Source organism: Natrinema longum (assembly GCF_017352095.1).
Taxonomy (GTDB): Archaea; Halobacteriota; Halobacteria; order Halobacteriales; family Natrialbaceae; genus Natrinema; species Natrinema longum.
The window spans coordinates 3,515,295-3,538,986 of record NZ_CP071463.1 but is presented as its reverse complement, the minus strand read 5'-3'; the positions used below and the strand labels follow the sequence as shown (position 1 = coordinate 3,538,986).

Annotated in this window: 19 protein-coding genes and 1 tRNA gene; 11 read left to right on the top strand and 9 right to left on the bottom strand. The window is 61.9% G+C overall.

Annotated elements, in window-relative coordinates; genetic code table 11:
* Positions 1–26: 26 nt before the first annotated feature.
* The gene (locus tag J0X27_RS17545; RefSeq protein ID WP_207270426.1) at positions 27–1,127 is read right to left on the bottom strand and encodes an archaeosine biosynthesis radical SAM protein RaSEA; all 1,101 of its coding nucleotides are present in this window, start codon (positions 1,125–1,127) and stop codon (positions 27–29) included.
* A gap of 445 nt (positions 1,128–1,572) precedes the next feature.
* Here J0X27_RS17545 and J0X27_RS17540 point away from each other — a divergent pair, with 445 nt between their 5' ends.
* The 4 genes from J0X27_RS17540 (at position 1,573) to J0X27_RS17525 (ending at position 6,430) form a co-directional block, all read left to right on the top strand.
* Positions 1,573–1,833: a HalOD1 output domain-containing protein gene (locus J0X27_RS17540; protein ID WP_207270425.1), complete on the top strand. Its 261-nt coding sequence runs from the start codon at positions 1,573–1,575 to the stop codon at positions 1,831–1,833.
* 115 nt (positions 1,834–1,948) lie between these two features.
* A complete protein-coding gene (locus J0X27_RS17535; RefSeq protein WP_207270424.1) occupies positions 1,949–4,780 on the top strand; it encodes an ATP-dependent helicase in 2,832 nt (943 codons plus the stop codon).
* Between the two features lie 243 nt (positions 4,781–5,023).
* Positions 5,024–5,878, top strand: coding sequence for an alpha/beta fold hydrolase (locus J0X27_RS17530; protein ID WP_207270423.1), 855 nt, complete (start codon positions 5,024–5,026; stop codon positions 5,876–5,878).
* A 30-nt stretch (positions 5,879–5,908) separates the two neighbouring features.
* On the top strand, positions 5,909–6,430 hold the full coding sequence (locus J0X27_RS17525) for an Lrp/AsnC family transcriptional regulator (protein ID WP_207270422.1): 522 nt from the start codon (positions 5,909–5,911) through the stop codon (positions 6,428–6,430).
* A 33-nt stretch (positions 6,431–6,463) separates the two neighbouring features.
* Here J0X27_RS17525 and J0X27_RS17520 read toward each other — a convergent pair whose 3' ends face one another.
* The 3 genes from J0X27_RS17520 to J0X27_RS17510 form a co-directional block, all read right to left on the bottom strand.
* Complete coding sequence (locus J0X27_RS17520; RefSeq protein WP_207270421.1) at positions 6,464–6,919, bottom strand: PaaI family thioesterase; 456 nt, start codon at positions 6,917–6,919, stop codon at positions 6,464–6,466.
* Position 6,920: 1 nt separating this feature from the next.
* The gene (locus tag J0X27_RS17515) at positions 6,921–8,873 is read right to left on the bottom strand and encodes a 3-hydroxyacyl-CoA dehydrogenase/enoyl-CoA hydratase family protein (protein ID WP_207270420.1); all 1,953 of its coding nucleotides are present in this window, start codon (positions 8,871–8,873) and stop codon (positions 6,921–6,923) included.
* A gap of 140 nt (positions 8,874–9,013) precedes the next feature.
* Positions 9,014–10,783 (bottom strand): adenine deaminase C-terminal domain-containing protein, encoded by a 1,770-nt coding sequence (locus tag J0X27_RS17510; RefSeq protein ID WP_207270419.1) that lies wholly within the window; start codon positions 10,781–10,783, stop codon positions 9,014–9,016.
* A 160-nt stretch (positions 10,784–10,943) separates the two neighbouring features.
* Here J0X27_RS17510 and J0X27_RS17505 point away from each other — a divergent pair, with 160 nt between their 5' ends.
* Together J0X27_RS17505 and J0X27_RS17500 are read left to right on the top strand one after the other, a co-directional pair.
* Positions 10,944–11,216, top strand: coding sequence for a DUF7553 family protein (locus J0X27_RS17505; RefSeq protein WP_207270418.1), 273 nt, complete (start codon positions 10,944–10,946; stop codon positions 11,214–11,216).
* A gap of 40 nt (positions 11,217–11,256) precedes the next feature.
* A tRNA-Val gene (locus J0X27_RS17500) sits at positions 11,257–11,331 on the top strand.
* A 60-nt stretch (positions 11,332–11,391) separates the two neighbouring features.
* On the opposite strand, the gene J0X27_RS18040 is transcribed toward J0X27_RS17500, so the two are convergent.
* Positions 11,392–11,580, bottom strand: coding sequence for a multidrug transporter (locus tag J0X27_RS18040; protein WP_224214530.1), 189 nt, complete (start codon positions 11,578–11,580; stop codon positions 11,392–11,394).
* Positions 11,581–12,719: 1,139 nt separating this feature from the next.
* On the opposite strand from J0X27_RS18040, the gene J0X27_RS17495 reads away from it, so the two are divergent.
* Together J0X27_RS17495 and J0X27_RS17490 are read left to right on the top strand one after the other, a co-directional pair.
* On the top strand, positions 12,720–14,486 hold the full coding sequence (locus tag J0X27_RS17495) for a DUF262 domain-containing protein (RefSeq protein WP_207270417.1): 1,767 nt from the start codon (positions 12,720–12,722) through the stop codon (positions 14,484–14,486).
* Between the two features lie 222 nt (positions 14,487–14,708).
* Positions 14,709–14,849 (top strand): hypothetical protein, encoded by a 141-nt coding sequence (locus J0X27_RS17490; RefSeq protein ID WP_207270416.1) that lies wholly within the window; start codon positions 14,709–14,711, stop codon positions 14,847–14,849.
* 172 nt (positions 14,850–15,021) lie between these two features.
* Here the strand turns inward: J0X27_RS17490 and J0X27_RS17485 are convergent, their stop codons facing one another.
* Together J0X27_RS17485 and J0X27_RS17480 are read right to left on the bottom strand one after the other, a co-directional pair.
* On the bottom strand, positions 15,022–15,438 hold the full coding sequence (locus J0X27_RS17485) for a hypothetical protein (RefSeq protein WP_207270415.1): 417 nt from the start codon (positions 15,436–15,438) through the stop codon (positions 15,022–15,024).
* A 409-nt stretch (positions 15,439–15,847) separates the two neighbouring features.
* Positions 15,848–16,408, bottom strand: coding sequence for a hypothetical protein (locus J0X27_RS17480; RefSeq protein WP_207270414.1), 561 nt, complete (start codon positions 16,406–16,408; stop codon positions 15,848–15,850).
* A gap of 93 nt (positions 16,409–16,501) precedes the next feature.
* Between J0X27_RS17480 and J0X27_RS17475 the strand changes: the two genes are divergently transcribed.
* From J0X27_RS17475 to J0X27_RS17465, 3 genes are all read left to right on the top strand, one after another.
* A complete protein-coding gene (locus J0X27_RS17475) occupies positions 16,502–17,971 on the top strand; it encodes an MATE family efflux transporter (protein ID WP_207270413.1) in 1,470 nt (489 codons plus the stop codon).
* An 826-nt stretch (positions 17,972–18,797) separates the two neighbouring features.
* Entirely contained in the window at positions 18,798–19,805 is a 1,008-nt protein-coding gene (locus J0X27_RS17470; RefSeq protein ID WP_207270412.1) for an ABC transporter ATP-binding protein, read from the top strand.
* The gene (locus tag J0X27_RS17465; RefSeq protein ID WP_207270411.1) at positions 19,802–20,575 is read left to right on the top strand and encodes an ABC transporter permease; all 774 of its coding nucleotides are present in this window, start codon (positions 19,802–19,804) and stop codon (positions 20,573–20,575) included. The genes J0X27_RS17470 and J0X27_RS17465 overlap by 4 nt, the downstream gene beginning before the upstream one ends.
* Before the next feature lie 374 nt (positions 20,576–20,949).
* Here J0X27_RS17465 and J0X27_RS17460 read toward each other — a convergent pair whose 3' ends face one another.
* The gene (locus J0X27_RS17460; RefSeq protein ID WP_207270410.1) at positions 20,950–22,893 is read right to left on the bottom strand and encodes an archaea-specific SMC-related protein; all 1,944 of its coding nucleotides are present in this window, start codon (positions 22,891–22,893) and stop codon (positions 20,950–20,952) included.
* Positions 22,894–22,957: 64 nt separating this feature from the next.
* The gene (rdfA, locus tag J0X27_RS17455) at positions 22,958–23,584 is read right to left on the bottom strand and encodes a rod-determining factor RdfA (RefSeq protein ID WP_207270409.1); all 627 of its coding nucleotides are present in this window, start codon (positions 23,582–23,584) and stop codon (positions 22,958–22,960) included.
* Positions 23,585–23,692 lie beyond the last annotated feature (108 nt).

Sequence of the window (23,692 nt, the reverse complement as noted above, 5' to 3'; positions counted from 1 at the left end):
ACATCCCGTCCCACGCAGCGTGGGTGCTATCGCGTCAGGGGCTGGTTGAAGCTTCGCTCGCGCTCGATGACCGTCTCCCAGGTCAGCTCACACTCACAGGAAACCTGCTCGAAGACCGTCGGATCCTGTCGGAGGTCGAAGTCCTTGATCGCCTTCTGGACGCGGTCGTCACACTCCTGGCAGTTGTGCGGGCCCCGATCGGAGCCGTGCCCGACCGGATCCGAGACGACGATGGCGTCGACGGCCGCCGTCGCCTCGAGCACGTGTGCGACCGACCACAGCCACGGCGGTCGGTAGCCATCGTTGAAGTAGAGGTCGTCGACCATGGTGTAGCGCTGGACGTTACAGGGGTTCATCGAGACGGTGTGACAGCCCTCGACGTCGGCACAGCGCTCGATCGACGAGATCATGTCCGCGACGGCTTCGGACTCGGTGAGGAAGGGCGGTTTCATCAGCAGGTAGGCCTTGATGCCGGCCTCGACGTCCTCACCTGCCTCCTCGTCGGCAGCCGCGGCTTCCGTGCAGGCGGCCTCGAAGTCCGCGAAGTCGAAGTACTTGTTCACGCAGTCGTGGCGGACCCGATCGGTGGCCGTCTCGAGGCCGATCGCGACGTCCGTGTCGATGCCGTGCTGGGTGAAGTCGGCGATCTTTTCGCGATCGACGAAGTCGGGCAGCGACTCGACGACGATGCGCTCGCGGTCGGCGAACGTGTCGGCGATCGCTCGTCTGGATTCCGCGCCGACCTCGCGCTCGTCGAGGAAGGAGCCGGAGGTGTAGATCTTGATGAGGTCGGCGGGATCGTCGGCATTGTCGGCTTCGTGGGAGAGACAGACGTCGATCTGGTCCATCAGGGCGTCGTGGGAGACGGAGCCGCCGTCGACGCTTTCCGCGACGTAGCCACACATCGTACAGCCGCCGGCGCGGGCCCACCGACAGCCGCCGGTGTTCAGGATGATCGTCAGGCTCGATTTGACGCCGCCGGGGGTGTTGTCCTCGTCGAGCCAGACTCGGGTAGGCTCGTGGGGATCGTAGCTGGCCTCCTTGCGCGAACGGATCTCGCGCATCACCTGATTGTGGGCGTCCATGCCCTTGCCCTGCTCGTAGACGTCCGGGCTCGGTTTGCTCATTACCGCCGTTACCCGTCGGAACGGTAAAGGCTCGTCGTCCTCGACCCCGTCTGTGGTCACTATCCATCCCTGGGAGACGATCGACGAGTAGTACGAACCGATTCACGGACACGAAACGGCGTCCCGCTCCCGATTGCGTCGACCGGAGACCGCGAGGTCGAACTGGCACGCCGGCGACTCGCATCACAGTGGATTCGAGGGTGGGTTGGTAGGTGGTGTGTCTCTGAACCGGCCTCGGCGAGGGCCGGACCGCCAGCGTTCCAGTCGACCGCGGTCCACGTACCACTATGTGAAAACGGATATAAACGTGTTTTCGATTCCAACAGTCGTCCGGTCGGTCGCGCCGGTGAAACGGCCGAGCAGCGGGGAAATCGTCCGACGGACGTCTGCCACGCGTCAGAAACCTATCGAGGGATTCATTGGGAGGGTCGTTGCGACGTACCGTATGTCGAACTCGACACCGACCAGTCTCAGGGTCGTACAGGGGGTAGCGGCACACGAAGGGGTCGATCCGATGAATCTCGAGCCGCCGCTACACGAGGTGATCGATACCGACGCGCTCGATGCCCTGTATCGTAAGGCGGACGCCTCGAGCGTGAGGATCGAATTCACGTATCGTGAGAACCACGTCCGGATCGACGAGTCGGGACACGTCGACGTGACGGACGCGACCACGGACTGCGGTAGTTCGACCGCAGTCGAGTGACAGCGGGACCCCGCGCACGGAGCGGGGCGGCTCCGAGTTCGTGCCCTCCGTCGCCGGTTTCACTTCCACTCCGCTGTCCAAACCCTCTTACAGCCCTGTCCCGCAGACGACGATAATGGACGGGAACGAGCCCCGCGAGTTGCCGGTCGCCGACGACGACCTTCCGTTCGATCCGGCCGAGACGACGATCGGGGACGGGGACGTGTTCGAGTTGCTCGAGCCCGCAGTTCAGGAGTGGTGGCTCGAGGAGTTCGGCGAGTTCGTCCCCGAGAACGACGGGTTCTTCACGCCGCCACAGCAGGGTGCGATCCCGAAGATCCACGAGGGGACGAACACGCTGGTCTGTGCGCCGACTGGCAGTGGCAAGACCCAGGCCAGTTTCTGTGCGATTATCAACGAACTCTACCGGCGCGATCGCGAGTCCGCAGCCGTCGACGACTCCGCCGATCCGGACCCGGACTCGGTCGATGGCCTCGAGAACTCTGTCTACTGTCTCTACGTCTCGCCGCTCAAATCGCTCGCAAACGACATTCACCGCAACCTCGAGGTGCCCCTCGAGGGGATCGAAGCGATCGTCGACGACCGGGAAGGCGAGGAGATGGGCGAGATCCGCCACGCAATTCGCCACGGCGATACCTCCTCGAGCGACCGCCAGAAGATGCTCGAGGAGACGCCCCACATCCTCAATACGACGCCCGAAACCCTCGCGATACTTCTCAACTCGCCCAAGTTCCGCGAGAAGCTCCGGACCGTCGAGTACGTCATCGTCGACGAGATCCACTCGCTGGCGGCGGGCAAACGGGGCACCCACCTCGCGGTCAGTCTGGAGCGACTCGAGGCGATGGCCGAGGGCGAGGTTACGCGGATCGGCTGCTCGGCGACGATCGAGCCGCTGTCCCGCGTGGCGGAATTCCTCGTCGGCTGTGAGGAACCCAGCGGCGAGGCACAGGGCGCTTCCCCCCGCGACTACGAGATCGTCGACGCGCGCTTCGCCCGCGAGTTCGACATGCAACTGGAGTGTCCGACCGACGACCTGATCAACACCCCCCGCGAGGTCGTCCAGGATCGGTTCTACCGGATGCTTCACGACCACATCCAGGACCACACGAACACGCTGGTGTTTACGAACACGCGGTCGGGCGCGGAACGGGTCCTCCACAACCTCCGGGAACGCTTCGACGCCTACGACGAGGACAACTCGGGCTGTCACCACGGGAGCCTCTCGAAGGAGGTCAGACAGGACATCGAGGGGCGGCTAAAGGACGGCGCTCTCGACGTGGTCACCACCTCGACCAGCCTCGAGTTGGGGATCGACATGCCCCACGTCGACCTCGTCGTACAGGTCGGCTCGCCCAAGTCCGTCGCAGCCTTGCTCCAGCGGATCGGCCGCGCGGGCCACCGCGTCGGGCAGACCGTCACGGGACGGGTGATCGCGCTCGACCGGGACGAACTCCTCGAGTGTGCGGTCATGCTGAAAAAGGCCACGGAGGGGTTCGTCGATTCCGTGTCGATCCCCCGGAACGCCCAGGACGTGGCCGCCCAGCACGTCTACGGGATGGCGATCGCGGAAATCCGGCCCGAGGCCGATCTGAAGGCGATCCTCCGGCGGGCCTACCCCTACCGCAACTACAGCGAGGACGAGTACGAATCGCTCATGCGATATCTCACCGCCGACTACGCCGGCCTCGAGGAGAAGAACGTCTACGCGAAGGTTTGGCGCGACGCGAACGACCCGCCCGACGGCCAGCACCACCACGAGGCGTTTCCGGTCGGCGAACCGCTGATCGGCAAGCGCGGTCGGCTCGCACGGGTCATCTACATGACCAACATCGGGACGATCCCGGATTCCTTCACCTGCGACGTCTACACGCGTGCGAGCGACGACTGGGTGGGCCAGTTGGACGAGGAGTACCTCGACACCTTGGAGAAGGGCGACGTCTTCGTCCTCGGTGGCGATCACTTCGAGTACCGCTACCGGCGCGGGTCGAAAGTCTACGTCGATCGCACGAGCGCGCGTCCGACCGTCCCCTCGTGGTACTCCGAGCGGCTGCCGCTCTCGTACGATCTGGGCCGCGAGATCCTCGCCTTCCAGGGCGAACTCCTCGCGCGCTACGACGACGGCGGGCCGCCGCGAGTCCGCACGTGGCTCCGGGAGTTTCCGCTGGACGACGACAGCGTGCGGGCCATCGCCCGCCTGTTCGATCACCAGTGTCAGTACGCCGGCGTCGAAAGCGTGAGCACGACCGACCGGCTCGCGATCGAAGTCGTCCGGGATCGCGAGGAGTACGAACGTCACTACTACATTCACTCGACGTACGGCCGCAAGGTCAACGACGGCCTGTCGCGGCTGCTCGCCTATCGCTGTGCTCAGGAGGCGACGGCAAACGTCCGCGTCGCCGTCGCGGACAACGGTTTCGTCCTCTCGATGCCGCTGAACCGAAAGGTCGACATCGAGGGGATCGTCGCCGACCTCGAGGCCGAGCAGGTCCGCGATAACCTCCGAGCCTCCCTCTCGGGGACGGATCTGCTCCAGCGGTACTTCCGGATCAACGCGACCCGCTCGCTGATGATCCTCAAACGCTACAAGGGCTACGAGAAGTCCGCGAGCGAACAGCAAGTTTCCAGTGAGATGCTGCTTGGCTTCGCCGAGGACCTCGCGGAGTTCGCCGTGATCGAGGAGACCTACCGCGAGATCCTCGAGGACAAACTCAACGTCGACGAGATCGAGGCTCTCGTCCGCGCGCTCGCCAGCGACGAACTGACCGTCTCCCGGAGACTCCTCGATTCGCCGACGCCGCGGGCCTTCGGCCTCGCGACGCTCTCGGCCAGCGACGTCGTCCTCGCCGAAGACGAGAGCGCCGCCCTCCAGTCGTTCCACGAGCGCGTGCTCGAGGAGATCGGCGAGGAGTCGCTCGCGGGCCTGACGGCGGGTTCGGACGACGAATAGCGGCCGTCGAGCCCCGCTCTCGGCAATCTGTCGGGGGACGGAGCCATCGCGCCATTCTACAGTATAAATAGTTAACATCGGTAGTCCTCGCCCAAACTGACTTTATCTTGGAAACTGAATGAGGGTGTGTCACCAATGATTATGTGTGAACTACCGGCACGAACCAGCCGAGACGATCGGCAGCGGCCGCACGACGGTCCGGGTCGTCCGCCGACGGAGCGCTCCGTGAACGGAGGGGTCTAAATGGTCGATCACGAGACGTGGAGCGAGCGACAATCGTCGACGACGGTCGCGGTCGACGGCCACGACCTCGAGGTGGCCTACTACGAGGACGGCCCCGACGAGAGCGACGGGCCGCCGGTGGTCTTCGTCCACGGCATCCCGACGTGGTCGTTCCTCTGGCGCGATATCGTCCCCGCGATCGCCGACGATCGACGCACGATCGCACCGGATCTGGTCGGCTACGGCAACTCCGCGATGCACGACGGCTTCGATCGCTCGATTCGCGCCCAAGAGGCGATGCTCGAGGCCCTGCTCGCGGATCTCGATGTCGATCGGATCGCACTGGTCGCCCACGACATCGGTGGCGGCGTCGCCCTGCGATTTGCCGCACACAATCCCGAGATGGTCGATCAGCTCGTCCTCTCGAACGCGGTCTGTTACGACTCCTGGCCGGTCGAGTTCGTCTCGAACCTGGGACTGCCGTCGACCGCCGAGATAGGGCGTGAGGAACTCGAAGGGCGACTCGACGCGGCGTTCGTCGAGGGGGCGTACGGTGAGGCCGATCCCGAATTCATCGCGGGAATGAAAGCACCGTGGCTCACCGACGAGGGCCACGTGTCACTCGTTCGCAATGCAGTCTCGACGAACACGAACCACACGATGGAGATCGACTACGGCGCGATCACCGCAGAGACGCTGCTGTTGTGGGGCGAAGACGACGTGATGCAACCCTACGACTACGCCGAGCAACTGGCCACAGACATTCCGGCGGCCGAACTCGCGCCGCTGTCGGAGGCCTACCACTGGGTTCCCGAGGACCAATCGGACGCGTACGCCGACCGCCTCGGCGAGTTTTTGACCGAATCGAACACATAAAACCATGTATACGATGGAATTACAGCTAGTATGAGCGACGAATCACCGAACTGGGAATTCAAAGATCGCGATATCGCGATCCTCAGCGAACTCTCGAACGATCCGCAGTTGTCCTCGCGCGAACTGACGCAAGTACTCGAGTCCGAATACGACATCGACGTCTCCCACGTCACCGTCAGCGAGTCGATCCGGCGGATGCGCGACGAGGGCGTCTTCCGCGAGGCGATCATCCCGAACGAGGAGTACTACATCTTCGCGCTGTTCGAATTCAAGTTCAACCCCGAACACTTCGCCGACAACTGGCGCGACGCCATGGAGTACGTCAAGGCGGACAAACACACCCTGTTTTTCTTCCTCTCGGACGGGGAGTACCAGTGGAAAACGGTGATGATGTTTCGGGACCGCGAAGAGATCTCCAAGTGGATCCACGACTGTTATCGGGATTACGGAACGGTCATCGCGAACATTCGAAATTCGGCGGTCCACAACGTCCTCAAGTTCCAGACCGACCCACGGATCTTCGAAGAGCTCGGCGACGATCAGGAGGAGTGACCGACTCGTGATCCTCGAGTCGGACCCGAGCGGTCACTCCTCCCCGATCCCATCGCGGAACAAGCGGTAGGTAGTGCGACCGACGGCGGCCTCGCCGTCCGCGCCGCTGACGGTGACGTCGGTGACGCCGGTCGAACCGCCGGCCCGGAGCACCTCGGCTTCGGCTCGCAGGTCGCCAGTCGCCGGTCGCAGATAGGAGACGTTGAGGTCGGTCGTCGTCAGGAACGCATCGGCGGGATTCTCGAACGTCGTCCGCAGAGCGAACGCGCTCGAGGTATCGATCAGCGTCGCGACGATGCCACCGTGGACCGGATCGTGTCCGTCGTTGCCGACCGGGTTCTCGAAGTCCTCGTCCTGTTCGATCACCAGGACTGCTCGTCCGTCCTCGAGGTGTTCGACCTCGAGGTCGAGCCACGACAGGTAGCCGTGACGCTGGACGAACGACTCCCACTCCGGCCAGCCCGATGCGTCCGCCGGTCCGTCGGTCATCTTACTTGCCCTCGAACTCGGGCTCGCGGTCCTCGGCGAACGCGGCGGTCCCTTCCAGCACGTCGTCGGTGCTCGAGAGGAGGCCAAAGCCCTGGCTCTCCATGACCAGTGCGGCGTCGAGGCTGGCGTCTTGCCCCTCGTTCATGACCTTCTTGGCGACCTTGAGACCGATCGGCGGGCCCGAACGGAGGTCGTCGAGGAACTCGCCGACGGTGTCGTCGAAGTCCTCTCGCTCGACGGAGCGGTTGATAAGACCCCAGTCCTCCGCGCGGTCGGCGTCGATGTGGTTGCCACGGAAGACGAGTTCCTTCGCGCGGGTCTCCCCGAGGATCCGGGTGAGCCGCTGCGTGCCGCCGCCGCCGGGGATCAGTCCGAGGCCGATCTCGGGCGCACCGAACGACGAGCGCTCGGTCGCGATCCGCAGGTCACAGGCTAACGCGAGCTCCAAGCCGCCGCCGAGACAGAAGCCGTCGATCTTCGCGAGGACGGGCCGGGGGAACTCGTTGACCGTCTCGAAGCCGGGCGTGACGTCCATCATATCGGTCGGAGCCGTATCCGCGAATCCGGAGATGTCCGCACCGGCGCTGAACGCCCGGTCGCCCGATCCCTCGATCGTCGCGACCCGTACCTCGTCGGTATCGACCGAGGAGAACAGGTCGTCGATCTCGGAGAGCAGATCCTCCGACAGCGCGTTCATCCGGGACGGTCGGTCGAGTTCGACCTGCAAGACGCCGTCCTCGAGCTCGTAGTTCAGGTCGTGGTAGGGACCGAGTTCGTCGTCGCCGTAGTCGTAGAAGCCAGCGCCGGCCTCCTCTCCGGTCTTGCCCTCCTCGACGAGTTCCTCGAGGTAGGGATGGGGCTCGAACCGGTCCGCGCCCGTCTCCTCGTAGAGCGTCTCGAGTTTCTCGAGGACCGTCTCGAGGCCGATCTTGTCGCCGCGTCGGCAGATGCCCTCGGGGAAGCCCAGCCCGAGCTGGACGCCGGTGTCGACTTCTTCGGGGGTCGCGACGCCCTCGCCGACGAGGAAGGCCGCGCGGTTGATCATACGGGCCTCGACGCGGAGCCAGTCGAAGTCGCCCGCGTCCTCGGGTTCGTAGTCGGCACCGTCGCCGTCCTCGTAGTCGTAGAAGCCCTTGCCGGTCTTCTGGCCGAGGTCACCGGCCTCGACTTTCTCCTCGGTGATCGGCGGGATCGGGCTGTCGCCCTCCTTGCGGACGTGGTAGCCGACGTCGATACCAGTGAGGTCGCCGAGTTCGAACGGCCCCATCGGGTAGCCCCGCTCGTGGGCCATCGTCGCGTCGGCCTCGCGGATCGTCGCCTCGTCGTTCGAGACCATAAAGGCGGGTTCGCCGCCGAAGGGTCCGACGATGGTGTTGACGACGAAGCCACGAACGTCCTTGCGGACGTAGATCGGCGTCTTGCCGATCGACTCGACCCACTCGTAGCCGGCCTCGGCGGCCTCGTCGCTGGTGTCCTCGCCGTAGATGACTTCGACGAGGTCCATCTTCACCGGCGGGTTGAAGAAGTGCAGACCGAGCACGCGCTCGGGCGTGTCGACGGCCTCCGCGATGTCCGAGATCGGCAGGCTCGAGGTATTCGTCGCCAGCAGCGTGTCGCCGCTGGTGTACTCCTCGAGGTCCGTGAAGATCTCGTGTTTCAGGTCGAGCTCTTCGGGTGCGGCCTCGATGACGAGGTCGGCGTCGGCGACGGCCTCTTCGAGATCCGTCGTCGTGTCGATCCGCGAGAGGACCTCCTCGGCCGACTCGTCGATCATCTCCTTCTCCTCGAGTTTCTCGAGGCTCCACTTGATCGACTCGTAGCCGTCCTCGACGAACTCGTCTTTGATGTCCCGCATCGTGACGTCGTAGCCGGCCATTGCCGTGACTTCCGTAATTCCGTGCCCCATGTTCCCCGCGCCCAGCACCGCAACACGGTCAATGCTTTCGAGTGACATGGTCGTGTCGTCGGTCGGGAGTCTCTTAATTCCACCGACACCGCATTACCATTGTTAAGAGTTTCTCCGGCCCGTTCACCGCGTGTACGCACATCGTTGGCTGGTGAAATTTCTGTAATAGTTGTTGCAGTTCGGGCCAGTCAGTCGGGACGGGCCGGATCGGGCTCGAGGCCGACGACCGACCGGCCACGGACGTTCGCGTAGCCCGACGGCGTGAGCTTCACCGCCGGGACGCCGGGGAACGTCAGCGTCTGGACGGTCAACAGCGGACGGTCGATGTCGACGCCGCCCTCGCGAAGGGCGTCCTCGAGCAGGTCGAACTCTGTCGCGAACGTCTCCGGGGCCAGTTCGGCGGCGGTCGCGGCGATCGGCATCGCGAGATCCGCCACCACCTCGCCGTCACGAGCGACCGCAAACCCACCGCCCATCGACGCGACCCGGTCGGCAGCGACGACGGCATCGTCGGTGTCGGCGGCGACGGTCACCAGCCCGGGGCTCTCCCAGGTTCCGGTCGTCGCGATCGCCCCCGATTCGAGACCGTAGCCGGTGAGAAAGCCGGTAAAGCCGCGGTCATCGGTCGCCGGATCCCGGTCGAGCAGCGTCGCGGTGAGGACGTCGTTGTGCGGGTCGGGACCGAGCCGCGGCTCCCTGCCGTCGCCGGCATCGACGATACCGGCATCGACGGTCGTTTCGGTCGTCACGAGGCCACTATCGGCCGTCATCGCACGAACCGTCCCGTCCGGGGCCGCCTCGAGCGGTGCGGTGAACCGCTCGCGTTCGAGCGCGACCGAAACGGTGTCGTAGACGTACTCCGGGTACGGATCGGTTCTGGCCTCGACGAGCGGATCGCCGTCGGCGACGACGACCTCGCCTTCCGCACAGACCGTTTCGACGGCCATCGTCTCGAGGTCGTCGACGACGACGAGATCGGCGACGGCCCCCGGTGCGACGATGCCCCGGTTCGCGAGTCCGAACTGCTCCGCCGTGTTCCGGGTCGCGGCGTCGATCGCGTCGGCCGGCTCCACCCCGGCATCGATCAGCCGGCGGACGAGTTCGGCCATGCCAACGCCCTCGAGCAGATCGCCCGGCCAGACGCCGTCGGTCGAGAGGGAGACGCTCCCCGGATCGAGCGCCGGATACGCCTCGATAAGTGCCGCGAGGTCGTCGCGGATCGAGCCACAGCGCCCGACCACGTGGATCCCGTTCTCGGCGCGTTCACGGATTCCGGCGGCCGAAATCGCCTCGTGGTCGTTGTCCACGACGGTCGCGAACGCCCGCAGCGAGTCACCGCGACAGCCCGCACCGTGTCCGACGATCGCGGCGTTTTTCTCGCGGGCGCGCTCGTAGAGGCGCTCGATCGGCGCATCCTGCCCGACGACGTGGATCCAGTCGATCTCGCCGACGCCGACGACCCGCTCGCGCTCGAGCAGGCTCGAGAGCGCCTCGAGTTCGGCGGGGGAGCCGGTCGCCGGCTCGAACGTATCGACGAAGGCCTGCGGCGGCAGCGTCACGTAGGTCGAAATCGGACAGTCGGCGGTCCGCTCGAGGAACGTCTCGACCCCACGGCTTCCGAACAGCAGCCCCAGCCCGGAGCTCTCGGTGACGATCGCGGTCGTCCCGGTCGCGAGCAGTTCCGGGACCGCGCGATCGAAAATCAGCTGGATGTCCGCGTGCGTGTGGGCGTCGATCAGTCCCGGCAAGACGACGCGATCGGCCGCCGAGACGACCGTCGTGTCGGGCCCCGTGACCGAACCCGCGTCCTCGGGCAACGCAGCGATCCGGTCACCGACGACCGCGACGTCGCGCTCGAGGAACTCTCGGCGGTTCGAGCAGTAGACCCGTCCACCCTCGACGACCAGATCCGCGGTCGCGCCCTCGCTCTCGAGGGCGATCGGCTGTAACTCGTTCATCTTCACTCGATCTCGTGTGCCCTCCCACGTTAATCGCTCGTGTGGCGGATGATCCGCCGGCGACACTCGTCCGCCGCGCTGGATCGCGTCTGGAAAGCCCTATTCTGTTGTCTGCGAAAGAACTATATTCGCAGCCGACCTCTCTACGGGAGAGACTCACATGAACAAACACTTCGACGACAGCCGATACTACCTCACCCGCGCCGCCGACCACGCCCGCCTCGGCGTGTCCGAATCCCTCGCCGCTCCCGTGGCTCGCGTTCGAACCCTTCTCGGCCGAGAGCCGGAACCCGCCCCCAGCCGCGTCGACGGCGTCCTGGCGGCCGTGACCGCACTCGAGACGCGAGCGACGACGCGGACCCGCCGGACGGTCGGGTCGCTGCGTGAGCGGGTGGGTGCGGGTCGCTCGAGCGAATCGGACGACGATCGGTGAAAGGAAGCCTTAAGTTGACCGCACGGGAAGCACCTCGTGCGGGTTGGTGATCTAGTCCGGTTATGATACCTCCTTCACACGGAGGAAGTCGGCAGTTCAAATCTGCCCCAACCCACTCGTCGCTTTGTTCCTCGTAACGTAGTAAACTACCAGGGAACGGAATGGCACTGCCGGTTTACCTTATTAGTCGCCTCGCAATAACCACGACTGCGATTCCAGCAACGACGACGCCGATGATCGTCGGAGCGAGTTGACTTGCTCCCCACTCCCAGCCAAAGACCTGCGTGCCCACAACTGCGACCATGGCAACGATGAGGCCGAATGCAGTGACCAGGGACGATTGGTCCGGATACCTGGACGACATATCCGCCGTATTGTTGGACGTGTACGGTGGTAAATGTACGCACGATACGTCTCGGATACTGTTCAAATACGGCGATTCCCTGCGAAGTTAACCGCCCTGACCCACTCATCGGCTGTTTCCGGTGCGGTGTTAGCAAAAATATTTGGGTAATGGTATGTTCATCATATTATTTCTATAAAGATATGTTCAGCGGTGTTCCGTCTCCAGGCTGTTCGTCTCTGCAATCGAAGTACAGCGATAACATCCAGCGTGTACGGGCTGTGAACCATCAACGAGAGACACAGCGTCGTTACCGTCGTAGTTCCCACTGCGTTCAGTGAGAGACGACTGATCGAGATCCGTTGTTAAAGCTCGTTCGAGCGTTGTATAGGGCTGATTCGCTTATGCCATGACCAATTAGGATGTTCGTACACTAGTTTCATCAGTAAATCAGATCGCGGGTTTCGTCGCCCGAAACGTGATCCGCCAATCGTTCATCGCCCGACTGTAGAGCAGTTCTGTGAACCACTTCTAAACGGTCGCCCGAGCCGCTGGAGGATTTTATATATAAACAATAGAGACAGTATTCGAAAGAGAGTCTAGGTCGGTGTAGCTGACTATTCAGTTTCGTTAGCGGTCGCGGCGTCGCTGTACAACCCTCGAATCGATTCAGTCTCCACACCCGCTACGGCGGTGGATCGTTGGCATGGACACACAATCGTACCGCCTCGTTTTCCACCGTCCCTAAACACCGCTCCGCTCGCCCCCAAAGTTCTCCTAAATCACCCTCATAGCACTTGCTGAGCAGGTATGCGAACAGCAGTCGAAAGTAACTCAACGGTCTCGCTTACTGCTCTGCCCCAACTAGATAGTACCAAGCGGATCTCCATCTCGACTGTAGACAAATAACACATCCCTGACCGGACCTCGAGTGGCCCCCTCGTTTACCGACTTCCGAAACGAATCAAACGAACTCGAGTTCCGAGTGTTCGTACGTGTAACACTTGCTCTCGTTCTCTTCACAGTGCGCAGCCAACCTCCCGGGCCAAACGCCCTCCTCATCGAAATCGGTCAGGTACGCAACAGTAACAGCGGTAGACGGATTCGAAACCTGCCAACTGAAGATAAAGTTATACAAACGATCGAGAACTGGTCTCAGTATGGAAACGAAGCGGATCTCGGAAGTCGTCCAAAACGTTAATTATTCGTATCTTCTCCCCGCTATTCAGCGGGAATTCGTCTGGGAGACGGACGACATCGTGGATCTGTTCGATTCGTTACTTCGGGACTACCCGATCGGTGCGTTGCTTCAGTGGAATCTCTCCGCGGACGCCGCCGAGTCGCAGCCGAAGTATCAGTTCGTCACACACTATATTAACGAACCGAGCTTTCCACCATCGCTGACGACACCGACACATAGAAATCCGCCATACGAATCCGACGATCCGCTTCCGTCACCAGTCAAGTTAGTCCTCGACGGGCAACAGCGGCTCACCGCGTTGAACATCGGTCTCAAAGGATCGTATTTCGAACGAAAGCATGGCCACCGGCGTGATACGGCCAGTTCGTGGGTCCAAAAACGACTGTATCTCAATCTGCTCTCCGACCCAACGACTGTCGACTCCGAACTCGGTAACAAGTACGATTTCTCTTTTCGTGCTGAACGGTCGGTGACACGGAACGCATACTGGTATCCCGTAAACAGGATCCTCTCGATTTCCGATAGCGACGAGTTTTATTCCGAGCGTCAGGAGATAGAGCGTCGCATTCGCGAGTTGGTCTCCGATGCTCCGGACGGAAAGAATCCGGATTCCCTCGTCCTGAACGCCCAGCGAAACTTCGAGGATCTCCATCGTGCGGTCCACAAAGACGAGAAACTCCACTTCTTTACGGAAGACGAGGACGACATCACTCGAGTCCGAGACGTCTTCGTCCGGATAAATCAGGGGGGCGTGACACCGAACAGATCGGAAATCTTGTTGTCGCTTATGACGAGTTGTTGGCAACAGGAGCCACCTGCGATCAACGCTCGCGACGAGGTTCACTCGATGGTCGACGAACTGAACGGGTCGATCGACGGGGGAAACTCCCCGTTCAATACGAAACACGTTCAAAAGGTCTTGTTGGCCAGTAACGAAAACGAAATTCAGTACCGATTCGACAATTATACCCTCGAGTTGCTCCGCGAACTCAAAGAGATCTGGTTGACGGACACCTTCGAAACGACGATGAACCAGCTCGCCAGGTTGTTCGAGAGTTATTATCCGACGGTTGCTCACATCCTGAGCCCGGCACTGTACACACCCGTCGCGTACTATCTCTATCAAAACGGGAATCCGTCGCTCGACCCGACTTCGGTCGACGGACGCGAACGACGCGAGTCGATCCTCTACTATATTTGTGCGGCCCGACTGAACGGCTTCACGAGACAGTCGTCAAACCAGATCGCAGAGCGCGTCCGGGACGTGATCCGAGATAGTGAGGGGACGACGTTCCCCATCGATGAGATCAGTGAGGAGGTGGAATCGAGCTACGGGAGTTCCCTTCGGTTCACGGATGAAAAGATAGAAACGCTGTTCGAGGAACTTCGGTATGGAAAACGAGGCGTTCAGTTTTTGCTACAGCTATCTCACTATCCCGATGAGCCAGCGCGGGGGAAAGACTACGAGATCGATCACATCATTCCCAAGTCCGTTTTGCCCGATGACGCGGACGCAGACCGCGTCGGGAACTTACAGTTGTTGGTCGATAAAACGAACCGGATGAAATCCGACGACGACTTTCAGGAGTGGCTGCGATCGCGGACTGAATCGTATAGGACGACACATCACATTCCAGACGGTGCGACGGAAATGACCTTCGAGGAGTTCGTCGAGCACAGAGAACAGCAAATCAAGGCACACATTCTCGACCAACAACCACTGTAGTCCCCATTGTTCGTTCCGTAGGTGTTGGATATGATCACCGATCACAGCCACTGTCAGCCGCAACGTCCGTGGAAGTCACCCGTTCGAATCCGCTTTACCGTCGGAGCGATGCGTGCCGATAAATAGCGAGACACGTTCTCTTATAGGAGAGTTCGTTCCTGTCAGGAGGCAGGTGGGGTCAGCCGACGAACGTTTAATATGGCCCGTATGGTACGGCCACACATGGTTTATCGACTCCGCTGTGACAGCTGCGAACTCGACCGTGAGTGTCCTGACTGGGCCGAAGCGAACAGGTTCGCCAGCGACCACGAAGCCGAATACGTCGATCACTGGGTGAGTATCGTCGACCTGCAGGAGGCCTAAGGTCTCCAGCAGTTCGACCGAACGACGGGCGAGCGTTCCTCGGCTGGCCCGATGAGGACGGGATGGGTGTCGATCGGACGGCGACCGAACCTTCGCACGGACTCCTGTCAGTCAGCGCTGGCCCAGCCGCGATCCGCCGCGGGTGTGCCGGGAAACTCTGACAGGGGCCGTCTCAATCGTCCTCGAGTCCGTCCCTCGTCGAAAGGGATGCGGACAGGACGGCAGTGTGTACGGTGCGACTGTCCGTCTCCTGAATCGTGGCGGCCGCCTGGAAGCGCTCGCGGGCACGCGTCACCGTCCGTGGCTCGGCGGCGAGGTGGGCGAGGACGAACGCGTCGGCGTCGACTCGCCGCGCGGCGTCGAAATCCGCCTCGTCGTACAGGTCGGCGAAGGACGCGACCACGTCCGCGAGGAGGTCGTCGGTCGCATCAGCACCGGGATCGCCCACGGGAACGCCGGAGTCGGACGGATCGAAGTAGTTCCCGTAGTCGACGACGCCGGCCTCCGCGTACAGGTACTCCGCCAGCGCATCGAAGACATCCGCCGAGAGATAGACGCCGAACAGTGTGTAGCGATCGTCACTGGTCATAGATAGCTAGCCGTTCGCTCTCCCGGAAGAGAGGGCCTCGAGTACAATAAATCTATACGGGTCGACAGCCGTCCCAGCACTGTCGATTCTCGATCACACTCGTCGTCGACACGCAACGGACGATAGGAGTCTCCGAAACGATCGACACACCGACCGCAACGCCGTCATGCGGTCGACTGTGCAGGACGTTCAGTGGCTACGACAAGCTGTGCCGTCTCGAGACCCGCAGGCGTTGGGCCTGCTCGATCCAGTTCGCCGCGTTTCTCGGTGACCTCGGCTGCCTCGGCGACGGTATCCCTGTCGGCCCGCGCGAGGTCTGCGAGCGAGGAAATGCCCGCATCGACGAGCCGCTTGCGGCCCCTCGCGTCGAGCCCGTCGACTCGCTCGCCGGGGTGCTCCCGTCTGCCTGCTATGGCTTGGGTCCGACACCGGAGCGACCGTCTCCTGCTCCCATCGTCGCGGCGGCGATTCCGACGGGTACGCTGGCGACCGTCCCGGCGAGGTTCAACTGCTGTCGCTGTAGCGCGATCCCACTGGCGATGGAGGCTCCTGCGAGGCGACCGTGAAGCTCGGCCGTCCGTTTTGCCGGCTCCAGGGTCGCTCGCTGGACGGCGAACGTGACCGACAGCGGAGTGGGTGCTCGGCTCCGATCGTCGGTCCCAGCTGTTGTCGAGGAGCCGTGGGCCGCCCCGTCTTCGGGGACCGTCTCACGGTTCTCGACGGCCGTTCGGTCGTATTCTCCGGGAGTCTCGGCGGGTCGACGATCGATTTCCGAGCCGTCCTCGGTGACGATTCGACGGTCGACGGGTTCGCGGTGGCCTTCGGATTCGATTGGCTCCCCACCGATCGTATCCGGGTCGATGTCGGGACCCGTCTCGTGGTCGATTTTCGCGGCCGATTCGAAGTCCAACCCCCGATCGAGTTCGTCGACGAGGTCTCCCGCTTCGGACGGACTCGAGTCGATAATCACCAGTGGCCCCTCTCGGTCGCCGTATCGCGTTATCGATCATGACGTACCGCTGAGGTATAAAGCGTTTTAGCGCTGAGTCCTGAACGCTCGAGCGTGGCTTCTCGAGTACCGAATCCGTTCCGCTGGCTCCTGCTGTCGATCGGCCTCCTGCTCGCGCGGGTCGGGATCGTCGACGGGCGACGGGCCGAGCGGACCACCGATCTCGCCTGGCCGCGGATCGTCACGGGCATCGCGCGTATGTCCAAATCCGCCGCGGACGTGGCGATGGTCGGCATCGCCCTCGGTCCGGCAGCGATCGCTGGCGTCGGCTTCGCGACGCCCTTCTGGGCGATGGCGTTCGCGCTCGGTGGTGGGATCGCGGGCGCGACGATCAGCCTCGTCTCCCAGCGCTACAGCGCTCGAGCTACCGAGGAGTTGTCGATGGCGGTGACGACGAGCGCGCTGGTCGTCGTCGCGATCACCGTTCCCCTCGCCGCCCTCTACTGGACCGTTCCCGAACGGCTCATCTCGCTCGTCGGGGACGATGCGACGTCGCTGGCCTACGGCGCGGACTACCTTCGGGTCGTCGCTATCGGCGTGCCGATCGCCGCGTTGAACCTGATCGGCAGCCGAACGCTCGTCGGTGCCGACGACGCGTGGACGCCGATGGTCCTCCGAGCGGGGGGCGCGGCCGTCAACGTCGCCATCAACGCCGTCCTGTTGTTCGTCCTCGAGGTCGGCGTCGTCGGGGCGGCGATCGGCACGGTACTGGCGAACGCCCTCGTCCTGGCGGCGTTCGTCACCGGATTTACCCTCGGCCGGCTTCCGCTCGTGGGCGAGTTCCCGGTCACTGTGGCCGTTTCCCGCCCGTACACGACGGTCGACGACGTCCGGAACGTGGTCGGTATCGGGACGCCGCTCGTGTTTACGAACGTCGCCCGCCGAGCCGCACAGTTCCCCATGCTCGCCATCGTCGCGTTGTTTGGGCCGAACGTGGTGGCCGCCTACGTCGTTGCCCGACGCGTCCGTGACCTGATGGACACGCCCGGTTGGGGGTTTTCGCTCGCGTCCAGTAGTCTGGTCGGACAGGAACTGGGGACCGGCGACGAAGGAGATGCCGGCACCTACGGCCGCGAAGTCCTCTGGTTTGGCACTGCCGTCTACCTCTTCAGCGCGACCGTCGTCCTCGTCTTCGCCGGGCAGATCGGCCGACTCTTCGTGACCGATCCGTCGATCCTGCCGCTCGTGACGACGTTCATCGCCGTCGCTTGCGTAAGCGTCGTCTTCCGGGGCATCAGCGGCGGTGCGACCGGTCCTCTCCGCGCGAGCGGTGACACGCACTGGCCGTTCTACGGCCAGGTGCTCGGACTCTACGTGTTCGCCCTCCCCGTGGCCGCTCTCGGCGCGATCTCGGTCCCAGTCCCGTTCCTCGGAACGGTCACCCCGCTGGGGATCGGCGCGCTCTATGCGGCGCTGGTCCTCGAGACGCTCGTTCCGGCGGTCGTCACCTACCACCGGTTCGCTGCCGGCCGCTGGAAGGTCATCAGTCGGGAGTATCGCCCGGAGTCGGCACACGGTGATTGAACCCACCGTGTGACACGGTGTTGCCCGACCTCGAGAGAGCCAGTATACCGAGATCGAACGGGGCCGGAAACGCGAGTCGCCCGTCGTGTTGGGATCGTTCCGTATAATGATTGAAAATAGATAGAAATAAGGACGTACCAGATCGGCAGTATCTGCTCTCTGAGGGAGCTCGATATTACACGCCAGTTTCGGCTCGATCTGAAAATATTACTTTATGTATACTATTATTGAAGATATTCTAGTGATAAGACACAAACTGGCGAGGGGTTGGGTAGTCCTGATAAAAGCGAAGGCGAACGACGGTGCTGTCGCTCACGAATCAGGAGAACCCGAGAAAATCAGGCGGTGCTACCCGTAATCCACCTTGGCAATCTCCCGCCGGAACGGCTTCAACCGCACTGAGTAGTCGTCATTCGGATTCCTCCCCGGTCCAGTTTGATAAGCGTATCCGCCAATACCCACGCGTCGTAGAGCGCGACCGCCTAGAACCAAAACAACACGCGAACGGCGTACTGGTCGGTGTTCGTAAACGGAATGAAGTTCTGCTTCAACCCGGTAGTCCGTCTCCACGTTCCAGCGAGCCGCGTACTCACGGAGTTTCGTACGGACGCTCTCGCGGTTGTCCGGGACGTCGTGGCTGGTGACGTAGACGAACCATGGCCCGTCGTACTCCTCGATTTCGGGGTGGAGACACCGGGCATAGTATGCTCGTGCGTGAGCGAAGGGGTTGGTGCCGCGGTGACGGTCGCCCGTGATGTCCCGAAACGTGAACTTGTTCTATGTTGTGTACGCTTAATATCGATCACCGAATAGGTGGACACAAACGATGTCTCCCCGCACAACTGATCCTCCAGAACATGACCCCGTCGTTTCGGTCTCGGGCCTCACAAAACGCTATACAGGAGAAACAGGCCGTGTCACAGCCGTTGATGACGTTTCCTTTGGTATTCAGTCCGGGGAAATTGTCGGACTCCTCGGCCCAAACGGCGCTGGCAAAACGACAATCGTCAAAACTGTTCTCGGACTCATCACTCCCACACGTGGCGATGTTTCTATTCACGGCGTCCCTGTGCATGAGGCCCGTTCACGCGCATACAACTACGTGAGTGCTGTCCTCGAAGGCGCACGCAACGTCTATTGGCGTCTGAGCGTTCGTGAAAATCTCGCGTTTTTCGCTGGCCTCCATGGCATCGATCCCCGAACACGTGTCGACAGACACGAGGCGATCATCGACACGCTCGGACTCACCGGAAAGGCAGACGAACCCGCCAAGAATCTCTCGCGTGGCATGAAGCAGAAAGTCGCGCTCGGCTGTACACTCGCCCGCGAGACTCCTGTCCTCTTCCTTGACGAACCGATGCTTGGCCTCGACGTGGAAACGTCCCGCGATCTCCAAACCGAGTTACAACGCCTTGCCCATGAGGAGGACAAAACGATCGTGATTACGAGTCACGACATGGATATCATCGAAGCCGTCTGCGACCGCGTGATCGTTCTCAGTGACGGCGACATCGTCGCTGATGATTCCGTCGACAGCTTACTCGATGTCTTCCAGTCCCGATCATACCGCGTCCAACTGACCGAGAACCCGCCAGCACACTTACGAGAGCAACTCGACACCCGCTTCCAGCTACTTGACTGGCGGACCGACACTGACTCCGTGGAGTTCGAAATCGCGCTTGCAGGCAGCGAGGAGTTCTACGAGTGTGTCGATATACTTCAGACGGCAGAGGCGACTATCAGGTCGGTCACTGAAATCGAGCCTGATCTGGAAGACGTCTTCGTTGAGCTGACGACTGCTGAGTCAGTATCACCGGAGGAGGCGGAGTCATGAATCGGCATCTCATCTTGTTTCGAGTGATTGCGAGTAAATCAGTAACGCTCTCGCGTCGCTATCCCGTGAATACAGTGGTGGGATTCGTGACGCTGTATCTGTTTTTCGCGCTCATCTTCTTCGGCGGGCAGTTTGTGGCAGCGGATTTGATTTCCCGGTCAGTGGGACCACTCGTTGTCGGGTATTTCCTCTTCACGATGGCGGTGTCGGCATATGCCGATCTCACCCACGACCTGACTGATGAGGCGCAGTGGGGAACTCTGGAACAGTTGTCGATGTCGCCGTTCGGCTTCACAGAGGTTGTTGCGGTGAAGACCGTGGTCAATCTCTTGGGAACGTTCGCTACCGGCATCGTCCTTCTGGTGTTGATGATGGCGACGACAGGGACGTGGCTTTCTATTGCACCCCTATCACTCGTTGTGCTCGGTGTGTTGACGCTGCTCCCAGTGGTCGGCCTCGGGTTCGTCTTCGGTGGGGCGGCGCTTGTCTACAAGCAGATTGAGAAGGCGTTTCCGCTGATCCAACTTTCGTTTGCAGGCCTGATTGCCCTGCCAGTCCAAGAGTTTGTACTGTTGAAGCTCCTTCCAGTGTCGCTGGGGAGTCACTTATTGCAACGAGTGACGACGGATGGGGTCCGCATGTGGGAACTTCCGGTATTCGACCTTGGGCTGCTGGTCGGGCAGTCGATTGTCTACCTAGCGATTGGATTATTGGTCTTCCGGATTGGGACAGCCAAAGCGCGCAAACGGGGTGTTCTTGGGCACTATTGATCTGTGAGGGGCAGTGGCCCATAGTTGTGCTCGATCTACATCTCCACTTTAGGATCGGTCAAGAAAGTGGACAACCTATACTGACCGGTCTAACTTCGATTGAGAGCACATCTTAGCATCTGTGATGTTCAAGCGTCGTGCGGGAGATTGTTCCCACGACTGTAGGACGGTAGTGTACACCTATTGGTCAATTTGGTATCATAAATACGCCATATAGGTTGAATAGCTGGGGATAGCGGCTGAATATTAGTTGAGGATAACGTATGAGGAAGTGTCATTTCGTCGGATGAACCGTGGATATCAATGTCACCTCAGAGAGCAGAGTATACTGTTTCGAGACAGAGTGTCCGGTTCCGACACGGTCGAAACGGGACTCAAATCTCCTGAACGTACGTGTACGCGTCCGAAAGTGCTTCGGCGTCCTCACGGAGGAGCGCGACGACGAGACAGTCGACGTACTCCTCGAAGTAATCGACGAGATCGGCGATCCGGTTCGAATCGATCGCTTCGAGCGAATCGAGCAGCATGAACGGCACGACTTCGTGAACGTCGTGGACCAGATAGCCCGCAAGCGCGAAGACGAGCCCCGTCACTTCGCGTTCGCTCTCCGAAAGGTGATCGACGGTATCCTCGTAGGTCCGTCCCTCCTCGGTCGTCCGGACGATGTGCAGGTCGAACGCCGTCCGCGTGACCTTTCGACGCCCCTCACGAACCGTTTTCTCGCGCCGTTCGATCCAGATACGGTCGATGTTCCGATACTCGAGGATCGACAGGATCGAGTCCATGTGCTCGTTGAACGCGTCGACGGCCGTTTCCTCGATCCGATCGACGCGTGTCCTGAGATCGGTTAACTCGTCTTCGACGGTCCCGCGCCGATCCTCGAGCTCGCTCCGTTCCTCGATTCGGCCGTCGATCTCGTCGATTCGAGCCTGGACCTCGTCGCGTTCGTCCTCGAGATCCTCGCGCTCGAGTTCGAGTCGGTTCAGTTCGCGGTGCGTCTCGATGACGTCGCCGTACTCCGCGTTCTCGAACGTCTCGGCGTCCGATTCGAGTTCGTCGACGCGTTCCTGTTGGTCGTCGAGTTCGGCCTCGAGCTCGTCGATCCGCGTTGCCCGTCGCTCGAGTTCGTCATCGATCGCCGCGAGTCGCGTTTCGATCTGCCCCCGGTTCTGTGCTTGCTGGCGGAGTTCCTTTCGGCGGTCGGAGAGTTCGTCGATCCGTTCTTGCAGGTCGCTGCGCTCGTCGAGCTTTTCCTGTCGAAGCGACCGCAACCGATCCAGCGTCGATTCGATTCGGTCGCGCTCGACCTGCGAGCCACACGTCCAGCAGACGACGTCGGTCGACTCCGTGAGGAGCTGCTCGGTAATATCGTCGTCGTCGCTCGACTCGGCGGACGCCTCGAGATCGAGCCCGCCGTCGGCGAGGCGTTCCTCGTTGAACCGGATCACGCTCTGGAGTTCGCTGACGGTCGTATCGAGCGATCGTTTCCGCGATCGGAGCTCCTGGACCCGTCCCTCGAGTCGGTCCGGCGACTCCTGTGGATCGTCGAACGCCTCGAGTTCGGCCTCGAGTTCGTCGCGCTCTCGCTCGAGTTCGGCGTAGCTCTCCCGTTCGGTCTCGAGGTCGTACTCGATGGATTCGAGTTCCGTCCGGGCGTCCTGGAGGTCGGCGAAGGCGGACTCTATCTCCGCTTTTCGGGCGCGACTCGCGTCCACGTCGAGATCGAAGTCGTCGAGTTCGTTCTCGAGTTCGTCGATTCGCTCGTTCGTCGCTTCTATCTCCTCTTCCAGCGTGACGCGCTCTTCCTCGAGATCGGGAAGTTCGGTATCGAGCCGCGAGAGTTCCTCGAGGCGGTCGTCTAACTCGCGTTTTTCCGCCTCGAGCGCTTCGATCTCCGCCTCGATCTCGTCCGTATCGATCGGCCGCATGATGAGTTCACGGAGGTCGTCGCCGCGTCGTACCGCCCGCCGTGCCTCGTTGGACTCGAGCAGGAACGCGAAGAGATCCGCGAGCTCCGGGTCGTCGAGATAGGGATCGCCGTCGAAGACGATGTCGCCGTTTCGCCGCTCGAGGTATCGCGTGTACTGCTCGTCGTCGAACGTCAGTTCGACGTGACCGGCGTCCGCGTCGCCTTTCAGCGACGACCGTCGGCTGCCCAGGGCCGCCATAATCGTCTGGAGGAACGACGTTCGGTTCGTCGCGTTCCGGCCAGTCAGAACGTTTACACCGGGCTGTAGCAGTACCTCGGTTGTATCGATACCGCCGATGTTCTCCGCTTGGACGGTAATCGGCGAGGTGACTGACTCTGGAGATGACACGACGAATAGTTCTCGCCGCTGGCTATAAATGCTATTTGGTTACGGCGGTTTTCCGACTCCGACGTTACGCCCCGTCGTCGGTCTCACAGTCACAGCCGCCCTGATCGAGGAGATCGGCGATCGGATAGTCGGCCCCGCAGTTTCCACAGATGGTTCTGACGTCGACGAAGACCTCGTAATTTCGGTCCGTGATCTCGTCGGCATTGCTCAGCTCCTCGAGCGTGGATTCGGTAATAACCTGCGTTCGGCCGGCGAGGCGCTGGACGGTCTCTTTTTTCCGTTCGATGCGGTCTTCGCCGTCTTCCTCGGGAAGGGAGGCGTCGCGAACGTTCGTGAGATACGTATACACGGTCTGGTGGGTAACGAAGTCCGACGTGACGTCGTCGACGTCGACCCCGGAGCGCTCGAGGTCGCGTCGTTTCCGAACCGCGTCGGATCGCGACGCGTCGTCGTCGGTCAGCGTCCGATAGAGGGATTCGATGTCGGTATCGAGCGTGGACGAGCCTGCGTCGTGAACCGCCGCGCGGAGCACTGCCTGGTTGAACGCCGTCGCGAGGTCCCGGAGACTCGTTCGCTCCGTCCCGTCCCCGATCCACTCGGCCTCCAGCCGAGCCCCCCACTCCTCGAGGTCGTACTCGGCCATCACTCGCTCGACCTTCGTTCGTCGCCCACCACTCGCGTTGTCTGCCATGTCGGATGGCACTGATGCTGACGGTACAAAGGTTGCGGTGGATGGTGGCACTGCGAGTCCGCCCGGTCGACGCCATCGGGAAGCATACGATACCGATCGGTCAACGAC

Excerpts from the sequence above, each read along its gene's own strand:
- J0X27_RS17485 (WP_207270415.1), bottom strand. The coding sequence starts at position 15,438 with ATGACCAGTGACGATCGCTACACACTGTTCGGCGTCTATCTCTCGGCG.
- J0X27_RS17525 (WP_207270422.1), top strand. The coding sequence starts at position 5,909 with ATGAGCGACGAATCACCGAACTGGGAATTCAAAGATCGCGATATCGCG.
- J0X27_RS17465 (WP_207270411.1), top strand. The coding sequence starts at position 19,802 with ATGAATCGGCATCTCATCTTGTTTCGAGTGATTGCGAGTAAATCAGTA.
- J0X27_RS18040 (WP_224214530.1), bottom strand. The coding sequence starts at position 11,580 with ATGTCGTCCAGGTATCCGGACCAATCGTCCCTGGTCACTGCATTCGGC.
- J0X27_RS17540 (WP_207270425.1), top strand. The coding sequence starts at position 1,573 with ATGTCGAACTCGACACCGACCAGTCTCAGGGTCGTACAGGGGGTAGCG.
- J0X27_RS17495 (WP_207270417.1), top strand. The coding sequence starts at position 12,720 with ATGGAAACGAAGCGGATCTCGGAAGTCGTCCAAAACGTTAATTATTCG.
- J0X27_RS17470 (WP_207270412.1), top strand. The coding sequence starts at position 18,798 with ATGTCTCCCCGCACAACTGATCCTCCAGAACATGACCCCGTCGTTTCG.
- J0X27_RS17545 (WP_207270426.1), bottom strand. The coding sequence starts at position 1,127 with ATGAGCAAACCGAGCCCGGACGTCTACGAGCAGGGCAAGGGCATGGAC.
- rdfA (WP_207270409.1), bottom strand. The coding sequence starts at position 23,584 with ATGGCAGACAACGCGAGTGGTGGGCGACGAACGAAGGTCGAGCGAGTG.
- J0X27_RS17520 (WP_207270421.1), bottom strand. The coding sequence starts at position 6,919 with ATGACCGACGGACCGGCGGACGCATCGGGCTGGCCGGAGTGGGAGTCG.
- J0X27_RS17535 (WP_207270424.1), top strand. The coding sequence starts at position 1,949 with ATGGACGGGAACGAGCCCCGCGAGTTGCCGGTCGCCGACGACGACCTT.
- J0X27_RS17530 (WP_207270423.1), top strand. The coding sequence starts at position 5,024 with ATGGTCGATCACGAGACGTGGAGCGAGCGACAATCGTCGACGACGGTC.
- J0X27_RS17490 (WP_207270416.1), top strand. The coding sequence starts at position 14,709 with ATGGTTTATCGACTCCGCTGTGACAGCTGCGAACTCGACCGTGAGTGT.
- J0X27_RS17510 (WP_207270419.1), bottom strand. The coding sequence starts at position 10,783 with ATGAACGAGTTACAGCCGATCGCCCTCGAGAGCGAGGGCGCGACCGCG.
- J0X27_RS17505 (WP_207270418.1), top strand. The coding sequence starts at position 10,944 with ATGAACAAACACTTCGACGACAGCCGATACTACCTCACCCGCGCCGCC.
- J0X27_RS17515 (WP_207270420.1), bottom strand. The coding sequence starts at position 8,873 with ATGTCACTCGAAAGCATTGACCGTGTTGCGGTGCTGGGCGCGGGGAAC.